Source organism: Roseburia sp. MSJ-14 (assembly GCF_018918225.1).
Taxonomy (GTDB): domain Bacteria; phylum Bacillota; class Clostridia; order Lachnospirales; family Lachnospiraceae; genus Petralouisia.
In genome coordinates, this window is record NZ_JAHLQD010000006.1 from 46,290 (window position 1) to 68,445 (window position 22,156).

A 22,156-nucleotide genomic window follows, 5' to 3' on the forward strand; every position below is an offset into this window, starting at 1 on the left:
ACACGAAATGCTTTTTTTTGATTTTACGCGGCAGGGAGTAACAATTTCTCTATGTTTTCTCCTTTTATCAACAAAATAATTGCTTCCACCACTTGATGACATAATGCCACAATTTGACGGCAATCTCCTTCCACCGTGTTTTTTCTCTTTACATATCGGTCGTGTGCCATCTGTATAAACTCGCAAATTGCATCCGTACTATTTAGTACTCCCTGGTTATTGCGAATCCACACACAATTCTTCAAGGCTTCTCCACTTTCAATATATTCCTTTAAGCTTTTCTTTAACTTTTTCTCATATATACAGTGGTCCTTCAAACTTCCTATATAATGGGCATTGTGTGGAAAGGTAAAGTAATCCGCAATATAATGTATAATCTCTCCTAATCTACGATAAAATACCCGTGTATTTATCTGGAAATTTTTCTGTTCTTCTACCAGAATCCGCATTTGTTCCTGTACTTTTGGAAACGTTCCTTCTATCTCGTGACGTTCTGTCAAAAAGGATGGTTTACAGTCAGGTAAAATACTTCCAAGATAAAATGCCTTCTTATGTGCCATCATATCCTGTTCAGAAATACTGTTTACCAGATACTTTGCTAACGATATATGAGACTTTTTTCTCATCATTTCCTCCATAGTCCTTCGACTTAAGATTACTGCCTCTAAAACACAAGAAGCAGAATAAAACTGCTAACAACTCACTTCAGTTTCATTCTACTTCCTGCCTATTCTTTTTACAAGTATTATTTTTTAAAATTTTTGTGAATATTAATGGAATTTTTAGTAAATTCTACTAGCATTGACATTCAAAGCTTGCACATTCTGTCTCGGCACAACTACATGCATTGCTTCCGGCAATTCCGATAGACTGTGCTGAACATTTACATTCTTCATTAAATACGCAATTTTCTGCCTTACATCCCACCTCAATCTTTTCGCTTGGAGAACCTACTGAATTAGTTGCTGAACCTCTGCGCTCTTCAAAACTTTCACACCGTGTTTCATTTGATGCGGTAGCACTTTTTCCTCCAATCATGATATCTCCTTTGGAGCAGAGGTTTCCTTCGTTGTCATTATACATACAACTTCTTACAGAACATTTTAATTGTGTCATTTTAAAATCTCCTTTTTCTTCTTTTTCGCAGATTCAGCAGCACAAGTGTGGACTTATCCCAATTTTCGTGCTGCTGAACTCTACTTTCTTAGTATGGAAATTTTAAAATTATTTATGCATTGTTTTGTTGCGGAATGATTACTTATTTCTTCCACAACATTTCTTATATTTCTTACCGCTGCCACATGGACATGGATCATTTGGATATACCTTTGCTTCTTTTACAACGGTGCCGGACTTCTTCTGTTCAATATACAGTTTATGTCTGGTCTCTTCATCAAAAATCTTGTTCCACTGTGGAAGCTCATATAACCAGTCTGCCTTTGCATCTACCATGTTCTTGTAAAGCTTTTCCTTATCAAAAGCAAGGCTTACCTTTGTATCCTCTTCCATCTCTTCGATTGGATTTTCTTTTATCAAGCTGTCATTAATGCCGTCTAAGAATCCGGTCATTTCCATAACGGTTAATCCGTACTTCTCTGCCAATTCTTTTACAGTACCTTCCACCTTCTCATCTGGATTCTCCAGTAACTTTTCATATACGCCCTTTTCCAGCATAAAATAATCCTGCCAGAACTTCTGAAGCTGTGCACGGTCAGTCTCCTGATTATATGCAACACTTCTCCACTGATCTAATAATGCCATAATAAATACCATCCTTTGTTTCGATATAATTTACATGCATTGAAATATGCTCTAATAGTATAACGCATTTCTACTGATTTTTCAAAACATTTTTACTTTTTCTTACTATTAATATTATTACTAGGGAATCATACTTTCACACATTAATATGGTACGGCGTTTTCTATGATTCCTTAGCGGAGCGTTTTTTATGTAATAGGACGCAATTTCCTATTACATAAAAAATCCCCCGAAAGCAACCGCACGTTGCCTCCGAGGGGTTTTAAAAGGGGAGGATAAGTATTTAACCTTATCTTTGGTTCAAAGCATTTCGCTTTCTCCGAGGAACAAGTGGGGGCTTCGTCCCTCGGATAATTATAGTATCACCTGCTTTTTTCTTTTTATACAAGTTTTTTCACTTTTATACAAATCCGCCTGTGGTTCCTGCCACACCCAATTGCAAAATCATTTTTACCAGTTTCCACATTTCATTTAAAATCACGCTGTTCGCATAGCTTAAAGGACGTGTCAATGCTCCACTTACTAACAATACAATTAAAATCAAGTTGCTGTAACGCCGTATCTGACGGAAATATTGATTTACCTTTGGAATCAGTTCTCCCAATACATTAGAACCGTCTAACGGTGGCCATGGAATTAGATTAAACACACCGAGACCTACGTTAATTACCGCAGAATAATAGGCAAGCAATACTCCTGTATAAACAATTTTTGAATATCCATTTCCATATTTTAACAATATTCCATATATAAGAAGCGAAAGAAATGCTAACAGGAAATTCATTGCCGGACCTGCTAACGACACCAAAATGGTTCCCCGCTTTTTATTCTTATAACATGCAGTATTGATGCGCACCGGCTTTGCCCAACCCATATGAAAAAACAGCAGGCACAAGGTTCCTGCCAAATCCAAATGTTTGAATGGATTTAAGGTTAATCTTCCGTCTTGTTTTGGTGTGGGATCTCCCATTTTATAGGACACATATCCATGTGCAAATTCGTGAAATGAAATGGCAATTAGAATTACCGGTGCCACATATAACATTACCCTTAATTGATGCATATAGTAACTTAACATTTTTCTCAGTCCTTTTTCTCGTTGATTTTATAGTTAATTATAAGCGTCCCCTGAAAAAGTAACAAGTTAAATTTTTATAAACTTTATTTTCAAAACTTAAAATGCCTTGAAGATACAAGACCTTCAAGGCATTTCCGTTTTCTCTATTATTGTTCTGTATGGCATCCGCTATGGCACCCGGAACAGTTTCCACCGCATCCGCTACAGGACTTTCCGTTCTTTTTATCCTTATGTAAAGAATAAACTGCCAATGCACAAACTGCTACAACTACTGCACCAACGATAACTGTACCCATGTTACATCCCTCCTATTTGAGAATGTATATCATTTATCATGGTTAGTATATGCTAACTTTTTGTGTTTGTCAATACCTACTTCAATTCTTCTCTGACAATTTTTGCCGCAGCTACCATATTTTCCAAACTTGCTTCTGTTTCTGGAATTCCTCTGGTTTTCAGTCCACAGTCCGGGTTTACCCATAACTTTTCCTTTGGAATTTTTTCTAACATTTTTCTTATAGCTCCTACGATTTCCTCTACGGATGGAACTCGTGGTGAATGGATGTCGTAAACACCAGGACCTGATTCTGTTTCAAATCCTACTTCTTTCAGTGCATCTAAGATTTCCAGTTTGGAACGAGATGCTTCAAAGGTAATTACGTCTGCATCCATTGCATCAATATCTTTAATAATATCATCAAATTCACTATAACACATATGGGTATGAATCTGTGTTTCCGGTTTTACACCGCTATGGCATAAGCGGAATGCTTCTAATGCCCAATCCAGATAATCACTGTGCCATTCTGCTTTTCGAAGTGGAAGTTTTTCTCTTAATGCCGCTTCGTCTATCTGAATCACGGAAATTCCTGCTGCTTCTAAGTCTAATACTTCCTGACGAATTGCAAGACCGATTTGAAATGCCATTTCTTTGTGAGATACATCTTCTCTCGGGAAAGACCAGTTCAAAATAGTTACAGGTCCGGTAAGCATTCCCTTCATTGGACGATTTGTCAAAGATGCTGCATATTGGGAATATTTTACAGTAATTGGCTCAATTCTCTTAACATCTCCGAAAATAACCGGTGGTTTTACACATCTGGTTCCATAAGACTGTACCCATGCATGCTCTGTGAAAACATATCCTCCAAAATTTTCTCCGAAAAACTCTACCATGTCGTTACGCTCATATTCCCCATGTACTAAAACATCGATATCAAGTTTTTCTTGCTCCTCCACGCATTCCTTAATAAATGCAAATACCTTCTCATCATATTGCTCTTTCGTAATTTCACCCTTACGGAAACGACTTCTGTTTGCCTTTACTTCCTTTGTCTGTGGAAATGAACCGATTGTTGTTGTTGGTAATAACGGAAGCCCCATTCTTTCTCTCTGTAATTTCTGACGTTCTACCCTTGGCACATTTCTTACAAAATCTTTTTCCGTAAGTGCTGCTACTTTCTGACACACCTCTTCATCTTTCATACCACGTTCTGACTGAATAACTGATACATTTTTCTGATATGCTTCTTCTTTTGTGTAATCCTTTTCGGAAAGCTCTGCCAGTTCATGAATTTCTTCTAACTTTTCTTCTGCGTATGCAAAATACTTCAAAATATCCTGAGACAGTTTCTTCTCACTCTTTGTAGTATAAGGTACATGAAGCAAAGAACAGGAAGTAGTAAGTACCAACTTGTCATTTGTCTTCTTTAATTTCTCTATCAGCTTCAGTTTTTTGTCATAGTCACATTTCCAAATGTTCTTACCATTTACAATACCTGCATACAAGTACTTATCCGCTGGAAATCCATTTTCCCGAATCAATTTTTCGGTATATTTTCCTTCTACAAAGTCCAGTCCCAATCCATCAAATGCCAGTTTGGAAATCTCCTGATAACAATCACGCACGTCCCCAAAATATGTCTGCAACAGAACCTTTACACTTCCCTTTGCAGAAAGAATATCCTGGTACAAATCACAGAATAATTTTTTATCTGCACTGTCCATGTCTAATACTAATGCCGGTTCATCAATCTGAATCCACTCTACCCCACGTTTCTCACATTCCTGTAATAATTCCTGAAATGCCTTTTTTACCGGTTCTACATAGCTTTCCTTTGCTACACCATTTTCTGCAACTGCCAATTTTAAGAATGTATATGCTCCGATAGTTACCGGTCTCGGGCAAACACCTAATGCTTTTGCTTCTTCGTATTCTGCAAACAGTTTGTCTGCCTGAAGCTTCAATTCCATTCCATTTTCTAATTCCGGTACCATATAGTGATAGTTGGTATTGAACCACTTTTTCATGGCAAATGCCTTTACATCACCATGTTCTCCCTGATATCCTCTTGCCATTGCAAAATAGGTATCTAATGGTGACAGATTCAGTTTGCGGTATCTTTCCGGCACTGCATTTAACATAACTGCCAAGTCTAACATTCCGTCATAATAAGAAAAATCATTCACCGGACTTATGGTAATTCCTGCCTGCTTTTGTTTTTTTAACTTTTCACTTCTCAGTGTTTTTGCTGTTTCTTTTAATTCTGCTTCTGTTACTTCTCCTCGCCAGTATTTTTCTATGACAAATTTTAATTCTCTCATTTTTCCGATTCTCGGATATCCTACGATAGTTGTATTCATTTTCTCCTCCTTATTGCTCCGTTATTATGTCTCTCATTATAACGATACTCTTTCGTTCTGTATAATACCTAAAAACTCCTATTTGATATAGTTTTAAGTTATACCAAATAGGAGTTTTCCTATCGTAGTTATTTTATTTTTTCAAAATTCATCTAACCGCTAAGCTCTAATTGCTGTTTCCAATGCGATTTCTATCATTTTTCCAAATCCTAACTGACGTTCCTCGGAAGTCAACTCTTCCGGACGATAAATGTGATCAGAAATGGTTAAAATGCAAAGGGCATGTTTTCCTGCTCTTGCTGCATTTAAGTACAAGGCACCGCTTTCCATTTCTACTGCCAATACGCCCATTTTCTTGAATGCATCCTTGCTGTTTGGTCTGTCATTGTAAAATGCATCTTCGGATAAAATATTTCCAACCTTTACTTCTGTTCCAAGGTCTTTTGCACTTTCTACCGCGGTACTTAACAAATGATAATCTGCCAATGGTGCTAAATGTCCCGGACAACCGAACTGCGCCACATAATCGGACACCATAGATGCGCCCATACCGATTACCACATCCATGAGCTTAATATCATCCTGAATTGCACCGGCAGAACCGATACGAATAATGTTGTCCACTCCATAAAAATTGAATAATTCATAGGAATAAATTCCAATGGATGGCATTCCCATTCCCGAACCCATAACAGAAATTTCTTTTCCTTTATATGTTCCGGTAAATGCCAACATACCTCGTACCTGATTGACACATTTTACATTTTCTAAATAAGTCTCTGCTATAAATTTAGCGCGTAATGGGTCCCCCGGCATTAAAACTGTTTTTGCAAAATCCCCTTCTTTTGCTTCTATATGTGGTGTTGGTGTATTTGTCATAATCTATCTCCTTCTCTCGTTTTCTTTTAGTTTACCACTTTTTCCATATTTTTAAAAGGGCAAAAGCTCTACCAGAAATGCTGTTAAACTGGCGAATATTGCCACTTCAAAAAGTCCTTTCCCCCGATAAGCCAGAACTAATGCAACAATCACTCCTGCACTTGCCGTAAGAACAGATCCTGTTGCATAAAAAACTGCCGGGAAGGTCATCGCTCCCAGTACTGTATAAGGTATATACGCAAGGAAAGAACGTACGAATTTATTTTCTATCTTTTTTTGAAAAATCACGAATGGCAGTACACGAATCAGATAGGTGACACCAAACATAACAAGCATATAAATCCAAAAGTTATTCATGTGTCTCTTCCTCCTCTGCTTCTTCCTTTACCGGAAATAGCCATGCTCCGATTGCAGACGCTATTACTGCGCAGATAATAATGGCAAATCCACCGGAAATCTGATTTAAGCCCGGTAAATAGTACAAACAAAAACTTAATACAACTGCCAAAAGTACTATCAAAAGTACGTTTCTGTTCTTCTTAGTAACCGGTACAACAATTGCAATAAACATTCCGTAAATAGCAAGTCCCAATGCAGAAACAATATTATTTGGTAAAACATCTCCCAGAATGGCTCCTGACACAGTTCCTAAATGCCACCCTAAAATAGGTAAAACAATCAGTCCTGCAAAATATTTACTGCTGACTTCCCCTTCTCTACTCATAGATACTGCGAATATTTCATCGGTAACACAAAATCCAAGCAACATTTTCTTCGGTGTATGAAACTCCTTTGTTACCTTTTGAGATAGTGAAATACTCATCAATGCATATCTTAAATTGATAATAAACTGTGAAATTGCCATTTCTATGTAAGAACCAGCCGCTGACATAATCGTAATTCCTGCAAACTGCCCCGCAGAGGTCACATTCATTACCGATACCACCAGTGCCTGCCACCAGTCAAGTCCACTTGCTACTGCCGCAATTCCAAATGTAAAGGACACAGAAAAATAGCCAATGCCTATGGCACCGCCATCTTTTATGCCCTGTTTAAATTCATTCATTTTATTCACCCTTAGCCTTTGTATTATCCGTATATTTTACTATATTTTCCTTTATTCTGTAAAGAACTTGATGTATACCAATTTTAAATACTTATAATTCTTAACCTTAATTCTATCTTTTCTAATCCATCTATGATATTATAATTATTTAAAGAACTACAACGATTACATATATCCATTCATTTAATATAAGTAATCACTATATGTCTAAACAATTTTATAAATTACGGAGCATTATTTTATGGCAAATATTACTGTATATGATTTAAAAGGTACCATACTTCAACAACTAAAAAAACTAGATATATTTAATGACCCATTTTCTAACATTGTCTTTTATGCACCAGATGAAACCGGAATGACTGATACCTTTTTAGAAAAGCACCATATTCACATTATACTTGTAACTGATTATTTTTCACATACGCTCTGCTATGAGATGATACAACACATTCACGAATATTTTCCTGATATTGCAATTATTATGTTAAGTTACAACAACGACTATGAGAATATAAGAAAGGCTTTCCTATCTAATGTAAAGGACTACATATTATTACCTTTGGATAGCAGTACTTTAAAAAACTCTATTCAAAACATTGAGACTGTTCATACAATGCCTTATATACATGATATTTTAAAAACTAAACTTCACGCTATGATTGAGTATATTTTTAATGGGGGTGATGATGTCTATCCCTTCATTCATAATATCACGCAACAAATTTATAGTGAACAAAATAATAATGTCTTAGAATTTCAACTTGCCATTGAACAATTAAAACATGAAACTTACCGGCTCATGATTTCAAAAAAGCCATGGATAGAAAAATTTTTATATAAAGGAAACTATATTCGTAATACTGGATTTGAAACAAAATCTCAAAATGAAATTGAACATGAACTCTATCTATATTTTTCAGAATTATGTTGGATTTTCAAAAAATATAATTTAATTGATGATGATCCTATTACCTATACTGCCGGTAAATATATCATATTACATGTAGATGAAAAACTTTCATTAGAAATTGTTGCTAAGCAAATCGGATTAAATCCTACTTACTTGTCACATATTTTTAAAGAAACTTTAGGTATCGGATTTCAAGATTTCGTTACAGATGTAAAATTAGAACGTGCAAAAATACTATTGCACTCTCCTAAAATGCAAATTAGCGAGGTTGCTTTACTTTTAGGATATAGTTCAACCGGATACTTCAGCAGAGTTTTCCGTATGTATGTTGGAATTTCTCCTAGTGAATATCAAACACGAATTTCCTATTTAGAAAATATAGAAAATGATACATCCATTAATTTATATCTGCATCGTTGGAAACCAATTCAATCATAAAAAACATACTTTGCAAATTTTTCATAGTATCTACCCTACATTTTGATTACTATTCATAAAAAAATAATGAAGCTATTACTTTAGCAACAGACTTTCTAAGTAATAGCTTCATATAGCAAAAACATATGTTCTTATCTTATATAGTTATTTGTCAAACTTAAATTGTGCCATATCACAAATCATGTCTACAATATAATCCATTGATAACAAGTCTGTATTAATCACCACATCACGAAATGTTGTAGATTCAAAACTTTCACCAGTAATCTGTTTATAAAACTCTTCTCGTGCCTTATCAATAATACGAATATGTTCTTTCGCCTCCACCTCACTCAACTCTAATTCTTTAATACTATTTTGATATCGATGCTCATAAGAACCTGTAATATGAATTCGCAATATATCCTTTTTTCCCGCTTTTGTTAATACATAATCAGCCGCTCTTCCGACAATTACAGCATTTTCCTTTGTTGCAATATCTTTTATAATCTCACTTTGAATTTCAAAAAGTTTTCTCTGCTTTATGTAATCGCCAAAGCCAAGCGGATATGCCATTCCACAATATTTTGATCCATAAATATTAAGCTTAATAACTTTTTGATCATCATAGGCAAGCAAATCCTCTACATCTTTATTTAATTTAGATGCTGCCATTTCAATTAACTGTGGATCATATAACTGATAATTTAACTTCTCTGCTACTTTTTCAGCTATCGGTCGCCCCAAAGAACCAAATTCCCTGCTAATTGTAATAATATGCCCTTCCGTTCCTACCTTTTTCTTATGCACAAACGCAGACACATTTTTCTTCTCTGAAACTTCTTTTTCTGTTTCTTTTCCCACTTCTTCAATTTCATATTCCATAGAGGCCTTAAACGGTTCTTTTTTTAATCCATATTTGCACCAAATCATCGCATATATTAACACAATACATCCCACAATAATATCAACCAGCAACACTTTTAAATCCTTAAATACTGTATATTCAATATATAACAAGCTTATAATGCCTATTATTTGCGGAATATTAAATAATATATATTTTTTATTTCTATTAGCATTTGGATAAATAATTCTAAATTTAATAGTTGCTACATGAAATAAAATAAACACAGCTATATAAAATCCGCATGCAACCATAATCAATAAATCCAAGTCCATATTACCAAAACAACTACAAATTACTATCTGACATATACTAATCATAATAATCCATGGATATGCAGAGCCAAATCTATTTGTCTTTCCCATAACTTTAGGAAACAGTCCACTATTGGCACATCCTTGTAAATCAACAGAAGGAGCAAGTACAAGTGAATTTTCTGTACTAACTGCCGCAAAAATAACTGCAACAATCATCCAATAATATCCAAATTTTCCAAACAATGCTTTACCGAATGTGACATTCGGCATACTGTCTACTGACAAAATTTCCAATGGTAAATAGCGATATAGACCATAAGAAAGCAATGAATATAATACCATTAACATTAAAATACCGCCAATTAACGAAATACGAATATTTTTTTTTGGATTTTTCATCGTGCATGCTAATGGTAAAACCATATCAATTGCAAGGAATAAATAATAAGCCCATGAAGATAATTCTAAAACTCCTGAAACTCCACTTAAAGACGGAACATTATCCGTTACCATAGAGACATTCGTTGATAAACCAAAACTTCCTACAATTGCTAATAAAAACAATGTTATAACTAAAAAAACAAAAACGAAATTCTGAACTTTAGCAAACATGTCAACACCTACCAGATTGATTGCAAGTACTATTACCAAAAGTCCAACTGCAATAACCTGATATGGAACTCCTTTTAACATTGTCTTACTAATGACTCTGGAAACAAAAATAGTTTCAGCAGAACCTGCAACAACTGATATAATAAAATATGTCATAATATTAAGTACAATTGATATACTTGGTCCAAATGCTCTGGCAAGTAATCTTCCCGCATTTCCTTTACAACTTGGCAAAATATCATTCAGCTCACAGGCAGATAATGCAAAACATAAATAAACTATCCCAACTAACATAATTGCATATACAAACCACTGACCACCATATCCCGCACCTTTTCCTAAAGAAACAAAAGCTGTACTTCCTAATGCTACACCTACCGCTGTTGCTAATCCCGTAAATACACCGATTTTTTTTGTATTCATAAAACCATCACCTCGTATCCTTATATTAAAAATAGACAATGGTTCCTGCCTCCTATACAAGACACCATTGTCTATACCTTTTTCATACTTTATTACTATTTGTTGTAAATTTTCTTACAAGCTGTTAGCGCATCATCCAAAATATTTAATGTTTCCTGTGCCAGCTTCTCATCCATCAAAAGTCCTGCCTTAAATTGTAAAGCTGAATGATTCCACCCAGAACGAATTGCCCATACCCCTCTCTTATAAAGTTCTTGCATCAAGGTTACTGCTCCTTCTGGTTCTGATGTTTGTAGTCCCATAATTACACCAATTTGATAAAATTCAGGCATAAAAGAATTATGTTTTTGTTGAAGTTCTGTTAATCCATCATGATATAATTTTTCAAGCTTTCTCACATTTTCACCAGTAGATGTTCTTGTTGTAATTTCCACTGCCTTATTTGCCACAACACATCCCAATTCACACGCACTGAAGGATGATAAATGTGTTGAACCATCTTCCTGCATCCATGCCGATGCTTTTTCATTCATAATAACCGCTGACATCGGATAAATTCCCCCAGATAATCCCTTGCCAGTTACAATCATATCCGGTTCAATTTCATAGGATTCACAACACCACATTTTTCCTGTCCGCATTAATCCCACCTGTACTTCATCATCAATAAATACTGCCCCATACTTATGACACAGTTCTACTGCCTTTTGAATATACTCCTTATCCGGCATTTGAAATCCGGTTCCTGCCGTAATGATTTCCATCAGTACACATGCTGTATCTTCCTTCTTCAAAATTGTTTCCAAGGTCTCTAAATCATTTCTGTGAATCCTTGTAAAATCTTCTTCTCTGACTGGAGTATAGAAATAATCTGTCCATAAATCACTGCCTGACATAAAAGCAAATCCTGTTGCTCCATGAAAATCTTCCAGCATTGAAATTACACGAGTTCTTTTTGTTGCATACCTTGCAAATTTAATTGCGGAATCAATAGATTCTCCTCCTCCATTATTCATGTATACATATTTCATATACTTTGGTGCGGTAGCAAGTAAACGCTTACACAATTCATTTTTTACTTCACTTGGAAAATAATGATTTCCTGCATCATATTTTTCTGTTCCTTCAATCAATGCTTGTATTATTTCCTTATTACGGTGTCCTAAATTGTATACGCCGCCATTTAAGTGCATATTAATTACTCTTTTTCCATCTTTTGTCCAAAACTCATATCCCGCTCTTTTATCCAAAACAATATTTATACCTAAATTTTCCCAGTACTCTGGTTTTGTTGGATTCCATACCTGCTTTGCCTCTTCATAAATTTCACTTGTTTCCATATAAACTATCCTCCTAAAATTTTTTCTTTATACTACACTTAAGTATTTCTTTGTTGCTTCTACTACTGACTTATAATAATTGTTCCAATATGCATTTGTCATATCTGCATTTTCCCCTGCACCTAACACTACCGATTTCTCAAAAAACATTCCTACACAAATCATTCCATATCGCCTCAATAACTGAAAAGTTTCAAACATATCTAAATCTTGCTGTCTTAATGTTCTTACTTTACTATATCCCTCAAATACCATATCCATAATTTGCTTAGCATCATCCCTGTCTTCGTTAAATGCAAGTACCGAACCTAAGTCATACATATACCAGCCTTCTCCACAATCATCAAAATCTAACACTGTAAATTTTTCTTTATCTAATAAAATATTTGAAAAACGAAAGTCGCTATGAATCAAACCATAGTTTTGCGATGACTGTCCATATGTCTCTAACTTTTGGCAAATTTTCTTTTCTCCTTCATCGAGAATCTTCAAATCCTCTTTGTTAAATGCTGAATTTTCTTTATAATATTCATAATGATAATTATTTTTTCTACTAAATGTAGTATTTGCATTCCACACAATCCGATTATAATATTCCGGTTTTTTAAAATGCTCTGAGTTGTTATGCACTTTTCCGATAATTTCTCCCAACTCTTTGAATAATTCTAGTTTGGGAATTTGTAAAGGTGCATCTCCCTGCTCAAACTTTGTACAATCCACATATCGGAAATCTTCATATTCTGGCATTTGGATTTTCACAACATACTCACCGTTTTTGTTTATAATCGGTTGCGGTACATGAATTTTGTCCTTCCTTAAACTTTCTAACCATGCAAACTCACTCTTGATGCTGTTCTCCGTTGTATACAATGCCCTATGTACACGCATAATAAAATGTTCCGTTTCTGCTGGCTTTATTTCAAAAGTTGCATTTTCTGTATAATTCAAAAGTTTAAGTTCTGTTTCTTCTGCATATCCCCAATATGGTAATGCTTTTCTAGCTACTTCTGTAAAGTATATAATTTTCTCATCTGTTGTCAAAGCAGAAAATTTTTTCCCTTCTCGAAGTTCATATAAATTCACCATATAAATCACCTCATATAATTTTCATCTATTCTATTTACTTTTCTGCAGAAAAAAGTGCAACGGAACATGAATTATTTCCATCATGCTCCGTTGCACTTTATGTAATTTATTATACTGATATTTCTATGCCCTTCAAGTAAAAATCTTTAGGATGTAGTGCAAAATCTTTAGATTTTATTCTTTACTCACACTATTCCTCTTGCCAAATTTCTATGAACCCATTACTATATTATTAAGAAAATTCTTAAAGAGGTATATAATATGAAAAAATCAAAACAAATTCTTGCTATTATTGGCATTATTTTACTGGTTGCACTTTACCTTTGCACATTAGTTCTGGCTGTTTTAGGAAAAGCATTTTTCACCGTATTTATGGCAGCACTTGTGCTTAGTATCGCATTACCGGTAATCTTATGGCTCTTCACCTTGATGCAGAAGTCAAGAAAAGAAAAAAATGAAAAGAAAAATTCTTAAGAAAAAGCTGGCACGGAAAGATAGGAGATAACACCTTCATATCCTTTCTGTGCTAGCTTTTTTCTGAGACAATTTTATCTTACTTATACTTTTATATGTTGTTTCTATTGAAATAGTTTGGATAGATTACTCTTGTATACAATATGCAATTCATGCAATGCTCGTGTCACTGCCACATACAATAATTTGGCATCTCCTTCGTTTTCCTCATAAGCCCTTTCATCCGGATTCCATAAAATTACTGCATCAAATTCCAACCCCTTGGTAAGCTGAATTGGCAATACCATAACACCCTTTTTAAATTCTTCTTTCTCCCCCTCTACTCCTAATAATGGCTTCAGTTGTTGCCGTACCTCTTCTGCCTCTTTTTCATTTCGGCAAATGACTGCCGTTGTATCGTATCCGCGTTTTTGTATTTCTTCAATTATTGTAGCTGTTTTTTGCTCTGGTTTCTCTGTCTTACAAAATGCTACTTCTTTTCCATGTCGAATCACTGGCTGAATCTTATATTTTCCAAAAGAAGCCCTCTCTAATATCTTTCCTGCATACTCTGAAATCTCTATGGTATTTCGATAACTCTTTGCTAAAATATGAAATCTTAGTCGCTGTGGCTCAAAAATCTCTTTTTGCAAATCTTCCCAATCATTCATACCGGTTTCATAATTAATGTTCTGCGATACATCTCCCATAATGGTAAAATAGCATCCCACTAATATTCTACTCAATACATAATAAACCATAGAACCAAAATCCTGCGCCTCATCCACTATAATCTGTCCAAACTGATCCTGCACCTCTTTTTCGGAAATTCGTTTTTGAATCAATGCAAGTGATGCCACGTCATAAACATCAAATTTTCCTTTTTTACTTCTTTCCAGCCACTCATCGGTATCAACCGCGTGTTTTTTTCCATATTCTAATATAAAACTCTGGTATATGTTTAAAATATTCTTCTGCGCATTTTCTAACTTATAATAGCCACGATATTCCTTTATTTTTTCCTTGCAATACTCATGCCTATCCTCTGGCACTAAAAAACGAATACGATTCTTAATTCGCTCATTTAATAACTTACAAATCTGATGTACCGATACATTTTTATTTTCTTGCAAGGTAGTAGCAATACTTTCTTTTGAAAGAATTACACCAAGTTTTTCATCTCTTACCGGTGTACAAGGCAATAACTTTTCTCGCATATCTGCTAAATATTTTTCCAACTCCTTTACAAAGTTTAATTTACTTTTAAATGCCTCCTTAGTTTCTACAACCTGATACTTTTTCTTCCACTCTCTTCCCAGTATTTCACAGAAAAAAACGTCCATTCTTTTCTGTTTTACATGATGAACATCCAGTTCAGGCAAACCACTGGTAATGTAATTCAGTAACATATCATTACTTCCGATAATGCAAAACTCACTTGGTGTAAAACGTTTTTCATAGTTATACAAAATATAAGAGATACGATGCATAGCAACGGTAGTTTTTCCACTTCCCGCCACTCCCTGTACAATGATATTTGCAAATGGGGTTTCACGAATAATCTCATTTTGTTCCTTTTGTATTGTTGAAATAATGTCTCCCAACACTACATCTTTATTTTGCGAAAGATATTTTACCAATAACTCATCTGTAGCTGCGGTATCATTGTCATAATACCCTATCAACTTTCCATCATTTACATCAAATGTGCGCTTTAATTTTAAATCAACCGGAATTGTACCTATGTCCGGTACATCATAGCTTCCAGCTCCCAATTCATTTTCATAGTATAATGTAGAAACCGGCGCGCGCCAGTCAATTACTATCACATTTGTTTTATCTTTGGAAACTCCATTTTTCCCAATATATAAGCTTTCTTCCTGCCCTGTTTTTATCTCCTTGTAATCAACTCTTCCAAAATAAGGTTTTTGAAATGCAGCTCGATTTTTTCGAAGCATATTCTCGTTATGTTCTTGCATGTCACGACTTACAATCAACTGATTGTAAAGCTCCGTATCACCAGAGGAGACTGCTGCATATAATTCCTCTGTTTCCTTTTTTCCCTTTTCTGCCTTTTCTTCATAAAGAACTATATTTTCTCGTATGACCTCTCGACACCTGTTAAAATGTTCCTGTTCTTCTCTCATATGCTTTTGCCTCCTTCTTGCTTCTTTTTCGTTGCTTAGTAAGGATAACAAAAATTTAAAATTAATACTAGACTTATATTTTTCATTATGTTATAGTGTTGTATAGAGTCATAGCCAAAAACAGGAACGCATGTTAGAACATGTGTTCCTGTTTTTCATTTTCTATTTATCTTCTTTTTTCTGTATCAGCCAGAACAGTCCCAAAATACATCCTAACCAGCAGATACAATTTAAGGCATATTTTACAATGATAAAAAAATATTCCGGATATCCATCCCAACGCCAAATACCCATAATACGTTCCACTATCTCAGGCAAAAATGCTCCTATGATAAGTAAAATGATAGATAAGATATTTTTATGTTTCACCAACCTTCCCTCCTTTATGATTTGTTCGGTTAGTTTAACCTAACATCTTTCATTTTACCTAAGACCATATTGCCTGTCAAGATTTCACTTTCTATCATTCTCCTGTGGTATCTGTACTTGCATCTCCACTTGTATCACTACTTGTATCCGCAGTAGCTGTCATGTCTTCCACACTCTTAGAAAATGCGGTACTCATACTACTATCTACGATATAAATAGTATCCGAGTTATTATCCATGATATAATACTGGTTCGTAATCTCATTTTGCATTCCGATGGTAATGGTTCTTGTACCATCCCCCATCGTAAATGTCAATACATTGGTTGGATTATCAAATCCATACTCACTGGTATCTTCTACATTTTCCAGCTTTTCTTCTGATGTAACATCGGCTACTGCCGCTAACATGGTATTTATTTTATCTTGGTCAATATTGATGCTATGATCCGGCTGATAATACCAGGTATCTCCATCCTTTTCAAAGGTAATAGTTGTTCCGTTTAACTGATAGGAGAAGGCATTGACTTTCTCCTTATCAATTTTAACTGCTTCTATCTTCTTACTTTCTTCTTCCTTTTGTTCCTTTTCGGTTGTTTTCGCATTATATGTTTTCAATCCGAAATATGCAGCTACACAAAGAACTACTAAAACACAAATTCCAATAAACTGTTTTTTCTGTCCATTCATTATCTCTTTCTCCTTCTTGCCCAGATGACAATGCCTGTTACCAATAATCCTAATGGAATCAGAATTAATACAATTATCATTCCAATGGTAATTGCACTCTGTGTCAATGTCAGATTAGAAACTTCATAAGACTTCACTGGAACTACATTTTCTGTTTCACCACTGGTAAATTGTGATGTAATTCCCGTAAACAATGTCAGGTTATTTCCATATACCTGTTGGCTAACATCATCTGTAAAGATATTGACACCACCAAACAAATACAATTCTGTACTTTCTCCACCATCTTCTGCCGCTGCCTTTGTTACATGAAGACCTACTGCAAACGGTCCGTCTACATCATTTTCACCTTTTGAATAGTCTGATGCTGTGGTAACATCCTTCTTTGCAAAAGAATTTTCAGAAGTTGTAAGCAATGGTGTATATGTGATTCCACTTGCGGTTGCTTCGTCGTCTGTCTGCTGTGGATAAGTAAATCCCTGACTAAACGGTGTGAAAATCCTGCCTTCTGCTGCTTTTGAAGTAACTGCATCCGAGCCAATCTCCGGTAACAGATAGTATTGATTCTTATAATAATGCTGTGTATCATTTTCTACCACTAATCCATCTTCCAGTGTTACGTTATAGGCTGACAATATCTTTTTGAAATTACTTAAATCTTCTTCTGCATAATTCGATACAATAATTGCTTTTCCACCATTCTCAAGATAATTTGTAATCTTTGTTACATCATCCTCAGAATAGTCCTTAGATGGTCCCAATAGCAACAAACAAGCTGCATCCTCCGGAACAGAATCATTTTCCAACAAATTTAGTGTTTTTAACTCAATATTTTGTTTTTCTAATGCATCTGTAAAACTTCCGGATAAGCTATATTCCTCATGTCCGGTAATTACATACATCACTGTTGTATCTTCGCTGGTAACATAGGAAATGGCACTGGTAATCTGTCCTTCTCCATCATAACCTGTTACCTTCTGCTGATAGGTGGTGTAATCTACGTCATATTGATAAATGTCATTGTAATCAATTACTTTAGAACGCTTTTCTCCAACTACAATTAAACTATTCTTTGTAGGAGAACTCTCCGTATAATCTTTATAAAATGTTGGTGCTACTGATGGGTCCTTATACTCTACGGTAACATGATTGGAATAAGATTCGTAACGCTTTAATGTCTTTTCCAAATTTGTATCCTGACTATCTTTCTTTGCCAGAACATAAATCGTAACATCTTCTTGCAAATTATCCAACATTTTTTCTGTAGCCTTTGTAATGGAATACAGTTTCTGAGATGTTACATCGATACTTGCTAACTTTTCCGGTAACTGTGTTGCTACCATGTTTACAGCCACTACTGCTACCAGAGCTACTACTATCATACTACTGCTGAATACACCAAGTTTTAATTTCTTTGTGCTCATACTCCAACGTCTTTTCTGAATAGACTGTGAGGTAAGAAACAGGAAAAATACGCTCATTGACACATAGTATATCAATGACTTTACATCAATACATCCCTGAAAGAAATTATCCATCCCACTGGTTAAATCAAAACAATTCAGAATTTTGGTAACAATATTTCCAGTAGAAGAAATCACCTGAGTAATTCCGTTCATCATATAACCTAAAAATAACAGTGCAAAGGTAAGAACTGCTGCAATTACCTGACTTTCTGTAATGGATGAAACAAAAGTTCCGATTGCAATACAGGTCATTCCAAAGAGCCAATACCCTAAAACTGCTGCATAACACTCAGCAAATGGGATTTCTCCAAAAATATGTAAAAATACCGGTGTGATTGCCATAACTGCTACTGCAATAGTAAAAATAGTTGCTACTGCTAAATATTTTCCCCACACTACTTTTCCTACCGAAACCGGTGCGGTTAAAATCAGCTGATCTGTTTTTGTCTTTCGCTCCTCTGCTAAAACACGCATTGTTAATATTGGGACTGTTATTAGCATAATCACTGTGGTTGCTGATAAAGTATTTGATATATATGGGGAACCATAGGCAAGATTATACACATAAAAATATAGTCCGAATAAACCTAACGTTGCTGCTAAAAATAACCATCCAATCACAGACTGGAAAAACGATTTTATTTCTCTTTTATAGATTGCCCACATTACTGTTGTCCTCCTTCCCCAGTTAACGCAAGGAAAATGTCTTCTAAGGATTTTCCGCTGGTGTTCATTCCATAAATCGGAAGTTCTGCATTTGCGAAAGCATAAAAAACACTTTCTCGAATATCTGTATTTTTTTCACTTTCTAATATGAGCTTACAGATTCCCTCTTCGTTTTCTTTTTCTGTCTGAATGCTATGTACACCTGAAATATTTTCTGCAACTCTTCTTACATGTTCTTCTGTACCCTTTATTTCCAATATCAACTCTAATCCACTTTCCATTTTCTCTGTGAGATTTTCTGTTGTGTCACTTGCTACTAATTTTCCTTTGGAAATAATAAAGATATGGTCGCATACTGCGCTAATTTCTGAAAGGATATGAGAACTTAAAATAACGGTATGGTCTTTTCCTAATTTTTTAATCAGTTCTCTGACCTCTATCATCTGCTTTGGGTCTAAACCTACAGTTGGTTCATCCAAAATGATAATTTCCGGAAATCCTAAGATTGCCTGAGCCATTCCCACCCTTTGTTTATATCCTTTGGAAAGATTGCGAATTAACCTTCCGGACATCTGAGTAATTCCGGTCATTTCCATCGCTTTTTCTACTTCTGCTTTGCGATTTGCCTTTGGAATCTGCTTCAATTCTGCTACAAACTCCATATACTCTTTTACCGTCATTTCTACATATAATGGCGGTAATTCCGGTAAATATCCGATTGCCTTTTTTGCTTCTTGCGGTTGTTTTAAAATATCGAATCCATTGATTTTTATTTCGCCTGATGTGGCACCAAGATAGCCGGTAATCATATTCATAGTAGTTGATTTTCCTGCACCATTTGGTCCAAGGAAACCATAGATTTTTCCGTTTTCCACGGTAAGATTTAAATCATCTACTGCTATATGATTACCGTACTTCTTAGTCAGATGTGTAATCTCAATCACGTCGATTCCTCCCTGTGTGTTTTTTGATGTTTATGTGTCTTGAAAACATCCTTTTCTTATTGTAGGAATCAAATGTGTTGATTTATAGAAAAATTTGTGATTTTTTTGTGATGAAATTTTTAAACTATGCTCTTACTCGCAGGAAACGCCTAATTTTTTCAGCTCTTCTTCTGCCTGCTCTTTTCCCTTAAACCAGATTGCATGCATACCATTTTCTCTTGCTGCAATAATATTTTTCTCGTTATCATCTAAAAATACACATTCCTCTGGTTTGAGCTGATACGTATCAAATAAACTTTGAAAAATTTCCGGCTCTGGCTTAATCTGCTGAACCTGATAAGAAAATAAAACGCCATCCATATCTGCTACAAACGGCAGTTCCTGTTTTGTCATTTCAAAAGCTCTTTTTCCATAATTTGACAAGATATAAGTCTTATATCCCTTTTCTCGGAACTTTTTCACCCAGGACACCGAATATGGAAAACAATGAATACTTTCCGGTATATTCTCCCATACCAAACGTATTTCCTTTTCATATTTCGGCGCATTTTGGATAAATCCTTTTAAAATATCTTCATCGCTCATCCGACTCCGATCCAATTCATTCCATAATGGAGACAACGCCGTTGCCTTTGCAACAGCGTCATAAGCTTCTCCCGTAATATGTAATGTTCGAAGCATACGCTCCCAACTGTATTCTACTAATACATTTCCTACATCAAAAACAATATTACGAATCATATTTTCTCCTCTTAGCGGTAGATGATATCATCTCTTCCCGGTCCATTAGAAACCATGGTAATTGGGAAACCAATCTTTTCTTCTACGAACTCGATATATTTACGGCAGTTTTCCGGTAAATCCTCGTATTTCTTAATTCCACGAATATCACATTTCCAACCTGGTAATTTTTCAATGACCGGCTTTGCTTTCTCTAACTTTGCTGTAGTTGGGAAATCAGTTGTAATTTCTCCGTCAATATCATATGCCACACATACCGGAATTTCATCCAGATATCCTAATACATCCAATACGGTAAATGCTACATCTGTAGTTCCCTGAATACGGCAACCATATTTACTTGCCACTATATCAAACCATCCCATACGTCTTGGTCGTCCGGTTGTTGCTCCGAATTCTCCGCCATCACCGCCACGACGTCTTAACTCATCTGCTTCATCACCGAAAATTTCACTGACAAATGCACCTGCACCAACCGCGGAAGAATATGCCTTACATACAGTAATAATCTTCTTTATTTCATAAGGTGGAATTCCTGCACCAATTGCTCCATAAGCTGCTAATGTAGAAGAAGAAGTTACCATTGGATAGATTCCGTGATCCGGGTCTTTTAAAGAACCAAGCTGACCTTCCAATAAAATATTTTTTCCAGCCTTAATTGCCTCATAAAGGTATGCTGAAGTATCACATACATATGGTGCTACCATATCGCGATAGCTGTGAAGTTCTTCTAATAAATCCTCTGGTTTTAATGCCGGCTTATGATACAAATGTTCCAAAATAACATTCTTTGTCTCACATACACGCTCTACTTTTTCCTTTAAAAGTTCTTCATCAAATAACTCACTTACCTGAAAACCGATTTTTGCATATTTATCAGAATAAAATGGAGCAATTCCTGACTTTGTGGAACCGAAAGAATTTTTACCTAAACGTTCTTCCTCACACTGGTCAAATAAAATATGATAAGACATTACCATCTGTGCACGGTCAGATACCAAGATTTTTGGCATCGGAACATTTCTATCTACAATAGACTGAATTTCCTTAAATAATACTGGAATATTCAATGCTACTCCGTTTCCGATAATACTTGTGGTATGGTTATAAAATACACCACTTGGAAGGGAATGTAATGCAAACTTACCATAATCATTTACGATTGTATGTCCTGCATTTGCGCCTCCCTGGAAACGTACAATAATGTCAGCTTCTTTTGCTAACATATCTGTAATCTTTCCCTTTCCTTCATCGCCCCAGTTCGCTCCAACAACAGCCTTTACCATGTTTGAATTCCTCC

At 35.3% G+C, this 22,156-nt stretch carries 21 protein-coding genes; 2 read left to right on the forward strand and 19 right to left on the reverse strand.

Annotated elements, in window-relative coordinates; genetic code table 11:
* Nucleotides 1-23 precede the first annotated feature (23 nt).
* The 9 genes from KQI83_RS02215 to KQI83_RS02255 all read right to left on the reverse strand — a co-directional run bounded on the left by KQI83_RS02215 (nt 24) and on the right by KQI83_RS02255 (nt 7,427).
* Nucleotides 24-626, reverse strand: coding sequence for a zinc dependent phospholipase C family protein (locus KQI83_RS02215; RefSeq protein ID WP_216554404.1), 603 nt, complete (start codon nt 624-626; stop codon nt 24-26).
* A gap of 169 nt (nt 627-795) precedes the next feature.
* Complete coding sequence (locus KQI83_RS02220; protein WP_216554406.1) at nt 796-1,116, reverse strand: DUF1540 domain-containing protein; 321 nt, start codon at nt 1,114-1,116, stop codon at nt 796-798.
* Between the two features lie 138 nt (nt 1,117-1,254).
* On the reverse strand, nt 1,255-1,761 hold the full coding sequence (locus KQI83_RS02225) for an SEC-C metal-binding domain-containing protein (protein ID WP_216554408.1): 507 nt from the start codon (nt 1,759-1,761) through the stop codon (nt 1,255-1,257).
* A 400-nt stretch (nt 1,762-2,161) separates the two neighbouring features.
* The gene (locus KQI83_RS02230) at nt 2,162-2,839 is read right to left on the reverse strand and encodes a site-2 protease family protein (RefSeq protein ID WP_216554410.1); all 678 of its coding nucleotides are present in this window, start codon (nt 2,837-2,839) and stop codon (nt 2,162-2,164) included.
* Between the two features lie 146 nt (nt 2,840-2,985).
* Entirely contained in the window at nt 2,986-3,135 is a 150-nt protein-coding gene (locus KQI83_RS02235) for a FeoB-associated Cys-rich membrane protein (protein WP_216554412.1), read from the reverse strand.
* A gap of 76 nt (nt 3,136-3,211) precedes the next feature.
* Nucleotides 3,212-5,482 (reverse strand): 5-methyltetrahydropteroyltriglutamate--homocysteine S-methyltransferase, encoded by a 2,271-nt coding sequence (gene metE, locus KQI83_RS02240; protein ID WP_216554414.1) that lies wholly within the window; start codon nt 5,480-5,482, stop codon nt 3,212-3,214.
* Nucleotides 5,483-5,641: 159 nt separating this feature from the next.
* Nucleotides 5,642-6,361, reverse strand: a complete 720-nt coding sequence (gene deoD, locus KQI83_RS02245) for a purine-nucleoside phosphorylase (protein WP_216554415.1) — start codon at nt 6,359-6,361, stop codon at nt 5,642-5,644.
* A 51-nt stretch (nt 6,362-6,412) separates the two neighbouring features.
* Entirely contained in the window at nt 6,413-6,718 is a 306-nt protein-coding gene (locus KQI83_RS02250; protein WP_216554417.1) for an AzlD domain-containing protein, read from the reverse strand.
* On the reverse strand, nt 6,711-7,427 hold the full coding sequence (locus KQI83_RS02255) for an AzlC family ABC transporter permease (protein WP_216554419.1): 717 nt from the start codon (nt 7,425-7,427) through the stop codon (nt 6,711-6,713). Before KQI83_RS02255 ends, KQI83_RS02250 begins: the two co-directional genes overlap by 8 nt.
* A gap of 241 nt (nt 7,428-7,668) precedes the next feature.
* Between KQI83_RS02255 and KQI83_RS02260 the strand changes: the two genes are divergently transcribed.
* Nucleotides 7,669-8,778: a response regulator transcription factor gene (locus tag KQI83_RS02260; protein WP_216554420.1), complete on the forward strand. Its 1,110-nt coding sequence runs from the start codon at nt 7,669-7,671 to the stop codon at nt 8,776-8,778.
* Between the two features lie 144 nt (nt 8,779-8,922).
* Here KQI83_RS02260 and KQI83_RS02265 read toward each other — a convergent pair whose 3' ends face one another.
* From KQI83_RS02265 to KQI83_RS02275, 3 genes are all read right to left on the reverse strand, one after another.
* Nucleotides 8,923-10,956 carry an amino acid permease gene (locus tag KQI83_RS02265; protein WP_216554422.1) on the reverse strand — a complete coding sequence of 678 codons (2,034 nt, stop codon included), beginning with the start codon at nt 10,954-10,956 and terminating at the stop codon, nt 8,923-8,925.
* A gap of 95 nt (nt 10,957-11,051) precedes the next feature.
* Nucleotides 11,052-12,296 (reverse strand): class-III pyridoxal-phosphate-dependent aminotransferase, encoded by a 1,245-nt coding sequence (locus tag KQI83_RS02270; protein WP_216554423.1) that lies wholly within the window; start codon nt 12,294-12,296, stop codon nt 11,052-11,054.
* Nucleotides 12,297-12,323: 27 nt separating this feature from the next.
* Complete coding sequence (locus tag KQI83_RS02275) at nt 12,324-13,382, reverse strand: phosphotransferase enzyme family protein (protein ID WP_216554425.1); 1,059 nt, start codon at nt 13,380-13,382, stop codon at nt 12,324-12,326.
* A gap of 261 nt (nt 13,383-13,643) precedes the next feature.
* Here KQI83_RS02275 and KQI83_RS02280 point away from each other — a divergent pair, with 261 nt between their 5' ends.
* Complete coding sequence (locus tag KQI83_RS02280) at nt 13,644-13,856, forward strand: hypothetical protein (RefSeq protein ID WP_216554427.1); 213 nt, start codon at nt 13,644-13,646, stop codon at nt 13,854-13,856.
* Between the two features lie 104 nt (nt 13,857-13,960).
* Here the strand turns inward: KQI83_RS02280 and KQI83_RS02285 are convergent, their stop codons facing one another.
* The 7 genes from KQI83_RS02285 to KQI83_RS02315 all read right to left on the reverse strand — a co-directional run bounded on the left by KQI83_RS02285 (nt 13,961) and on the right by KQI83_RS02315 (nt 22,142).
* Nucleotides 13,961-15,982 carry a HelD family protein gene (locus tag KQI83_RS02285; protein ID WP_216554429.1) on the reverse strand — a complete coding sequence of 674 codons (2,022 nt, stop codon included), beginning with the start codon at nt 15,980-15,982 and terminating at the stop codon, nt 13,961-13,963.
* A gap of 162 nt (nt 15,983-16,144) precedes the next feature.
* Nucleotides 16,145-16,351: a hypothetical protein gene (locus tag KQI83_RS02290; protein ID WP_216554431.1), complete on the reverse strand. Its 207-nt coding sequence runs from the start codon at nt 16,349-16,351 to the stop codon at nt 16,145-16,147.
* A 94-nt stretch (nt 16,352-16,445) separates the two neighbouring features.
* Nucleotides 16,446-17,039 carry a DUF4340 domain-containing protein gene (locus KQI83_RS02295; protein WP_216554432.1) on the reverse strand — a complete coding sequence of 198 codons (594 nt, stop codon included), beginning with the start codon at nt 17,037-17,039 and terminating at the stop codon, nt 16,446-16,448.
* Nucleotides 17,039-19,171: a Gldg family protein gene (locus KQI83_RS02300; RefSeq protein WP_216554435.1), complete on the reverse strand. Its 2,133-nt coding sequence runs from the start codon at nt 19,169-19,171 to the stop codon at nt 17,039-17,041. Before KQI83_RS02300 ends, KQI83_RS02295 begins: the two co-directional genes overlap by 1 nt.
* Nucleotides 19,171-20,115, reverse strand: a complete 945-nt coding sequence (locus KQI83_RS02305; RefSeq protein WP_216554436.1) for an ABC transporter ATP-binding protein — start codon at nt 20,113-20,115, stop codon at nt 19,171-19,173. The genes KQI83_RS02300 and KQI83_RS02305 overlap by 1 nt, the downstream gene beginning before the upstream one ends.
* Nucleotides 20,116-20,247: 132 nt before the next feature.
* Nucleotides 20,248-20,856, reverse strand: coding sequence for an HAD family hydrolase (locus tag KQI83_RS02310; RefSeq protein ID WP_216554438.1), 609 nt, complete (start codon nt 20,854-20,856; stop codon nt 20,248-20,250).
* Nucleotides 20,857-20,867: 11 nt separating this feature from the next.
* Nucleotides 20,868-22,142 (reverse strand): adenylosuccinate synthase, encoded by a 1,275-nt coding sequence (locus KQI83_RS02315; RefSeq protein WP_216554441.1) that lies wholly within the window; start codon nt 22,140-22,142, stop codon nt 20,868-20,870.
* Between the last annotated feature and the right edge of the window lie 14 nt (nt 22,143-22,156).

Coding starts and splice junctions, on each gene's coding strand:
- KQI83_RS02215 (WP_216554404.1), bottom strand. CDS start 626: ATGAGAAAAAAGTCTCATATATCGTTAGCAAAGTATCTGGTAAACAGT.
- KQI83_RS02220 (WP_216554406.1), bottom strand. CDS start 1,116: ATGACACAATTAAAATGTTCTGTAAGAAGTTGTATGTATAATGACAAC.
- KQI83_RS02225 (WP_216554408.1), bottom strand. CDS start 1,761: ATGGCATTATTAGATCAGTGGAGAAGTGTTGCATATAATCAGGAGACT.
- KQI83_RS02230 (WP_216554410.1), bottom strand. CDS start 2,839: ATGTTAAGTTACTATATGCATCAATTAAGGGTAATGTTATATGTGGCA.
- KQI83_RS02235 (WP_216554412.1), bottom strand. CDS start 3,135: ATGGGTACAGTTATCGTTGGTGCAGTAGTTGTAGCAGTTTGTGCATTG.
- metE (WP_216554414.1), bottom strand. CDS start 5,482: ATGAATACAACTATCGTAGGATATCCGAGAATCGGAAAAATGAGAGAA.
- deoD (WP_216554415.1), bottom strand. CDS start 6,361: ATGACAAATACACCAACACCACATATAGAAGCAAAAGAAGGGGATTTT.
- KQI83_RS02250 (WP_216554417.1), bottom strand. CDS start 6,718: ATGAATAACTTTTGGATTTATATGCTTGTTATGTTTGGTGTCACCTAT.
- KQI83_RS02255 (WP_216554419.1), bottom strand. CDS start 7,427: ATGAATGAATTTAAACAGGGCATAAAAGATGGCGGTGCCATAGGCATT.
- KQI83_RS02260 (WP_216554420.1), top strand. CDS start 7,669: ATGGCAAATATTACTGTATATGATTTAAAAGGTACCATACTTCAACAA.
- KQI83_RS02265 (WP_216554422.1), bottom strand. CDS start 10,956: ATGAATACAAAAAAAATCGGTGTATTTACGGGATTAGCAACAGCGGTA.
- KQI83_RS02270 (WP_216554423.1), bottom strand. CDS start 12,296: ATGGAAACAAGTGAAATTTATGAAGAGGCAAAGCAGGTATGGAATCCA.
- KQI83_RS02275 (WP_216554425.1), bottom strand. CDS start 13,382: ATGGTGAATTTATATGAACTTCGAGAAGGGAAAAAATTTTCTGCTTTG.
- KQI83_RS02280 (WP_216554427.1), top strand. CDS start 13,644: ATGAAAAAATCAAAACAAATTCTTGCTATTATTGGCATTATTTTACTG.
- KQI83_RS02285 (WP_216554429.1), bottom strand. CDS start 15,982: ATGAGAGAAGAACAGGAACATTTTAACAGGTGTCGAGAGGTCATACGA.
- KQI83_RS02295 (WP_216554432.1), bottom strand. CDS start 17,039: ATGAATGGACAGAAAAAACAGTTTATTGGAATTTGTGTTTTAGTAGTT.
- KQI83_RS02300 (WP_216554435.1), bottom strand. CDS start 19,171: ATGTGGGCAATCTATAAAAGAGAAATAAAATCGTTTTTCCAGTCTGTG.
- KQI83_RS02310 (WP_216554438.1), bottom strand. CDS start 20,856: ATGATTCGTAATATTGTTTTTGATGTAGGAAATGTATTAGTAGAATAC.
- KQI83_RS02315 (WP_216554441.1), bottom strand. CDS start 22,142: ATGGTAAAGGCTGTTGTTGGAGCGAACTGGGGCGATGAAGGAAAGGGA.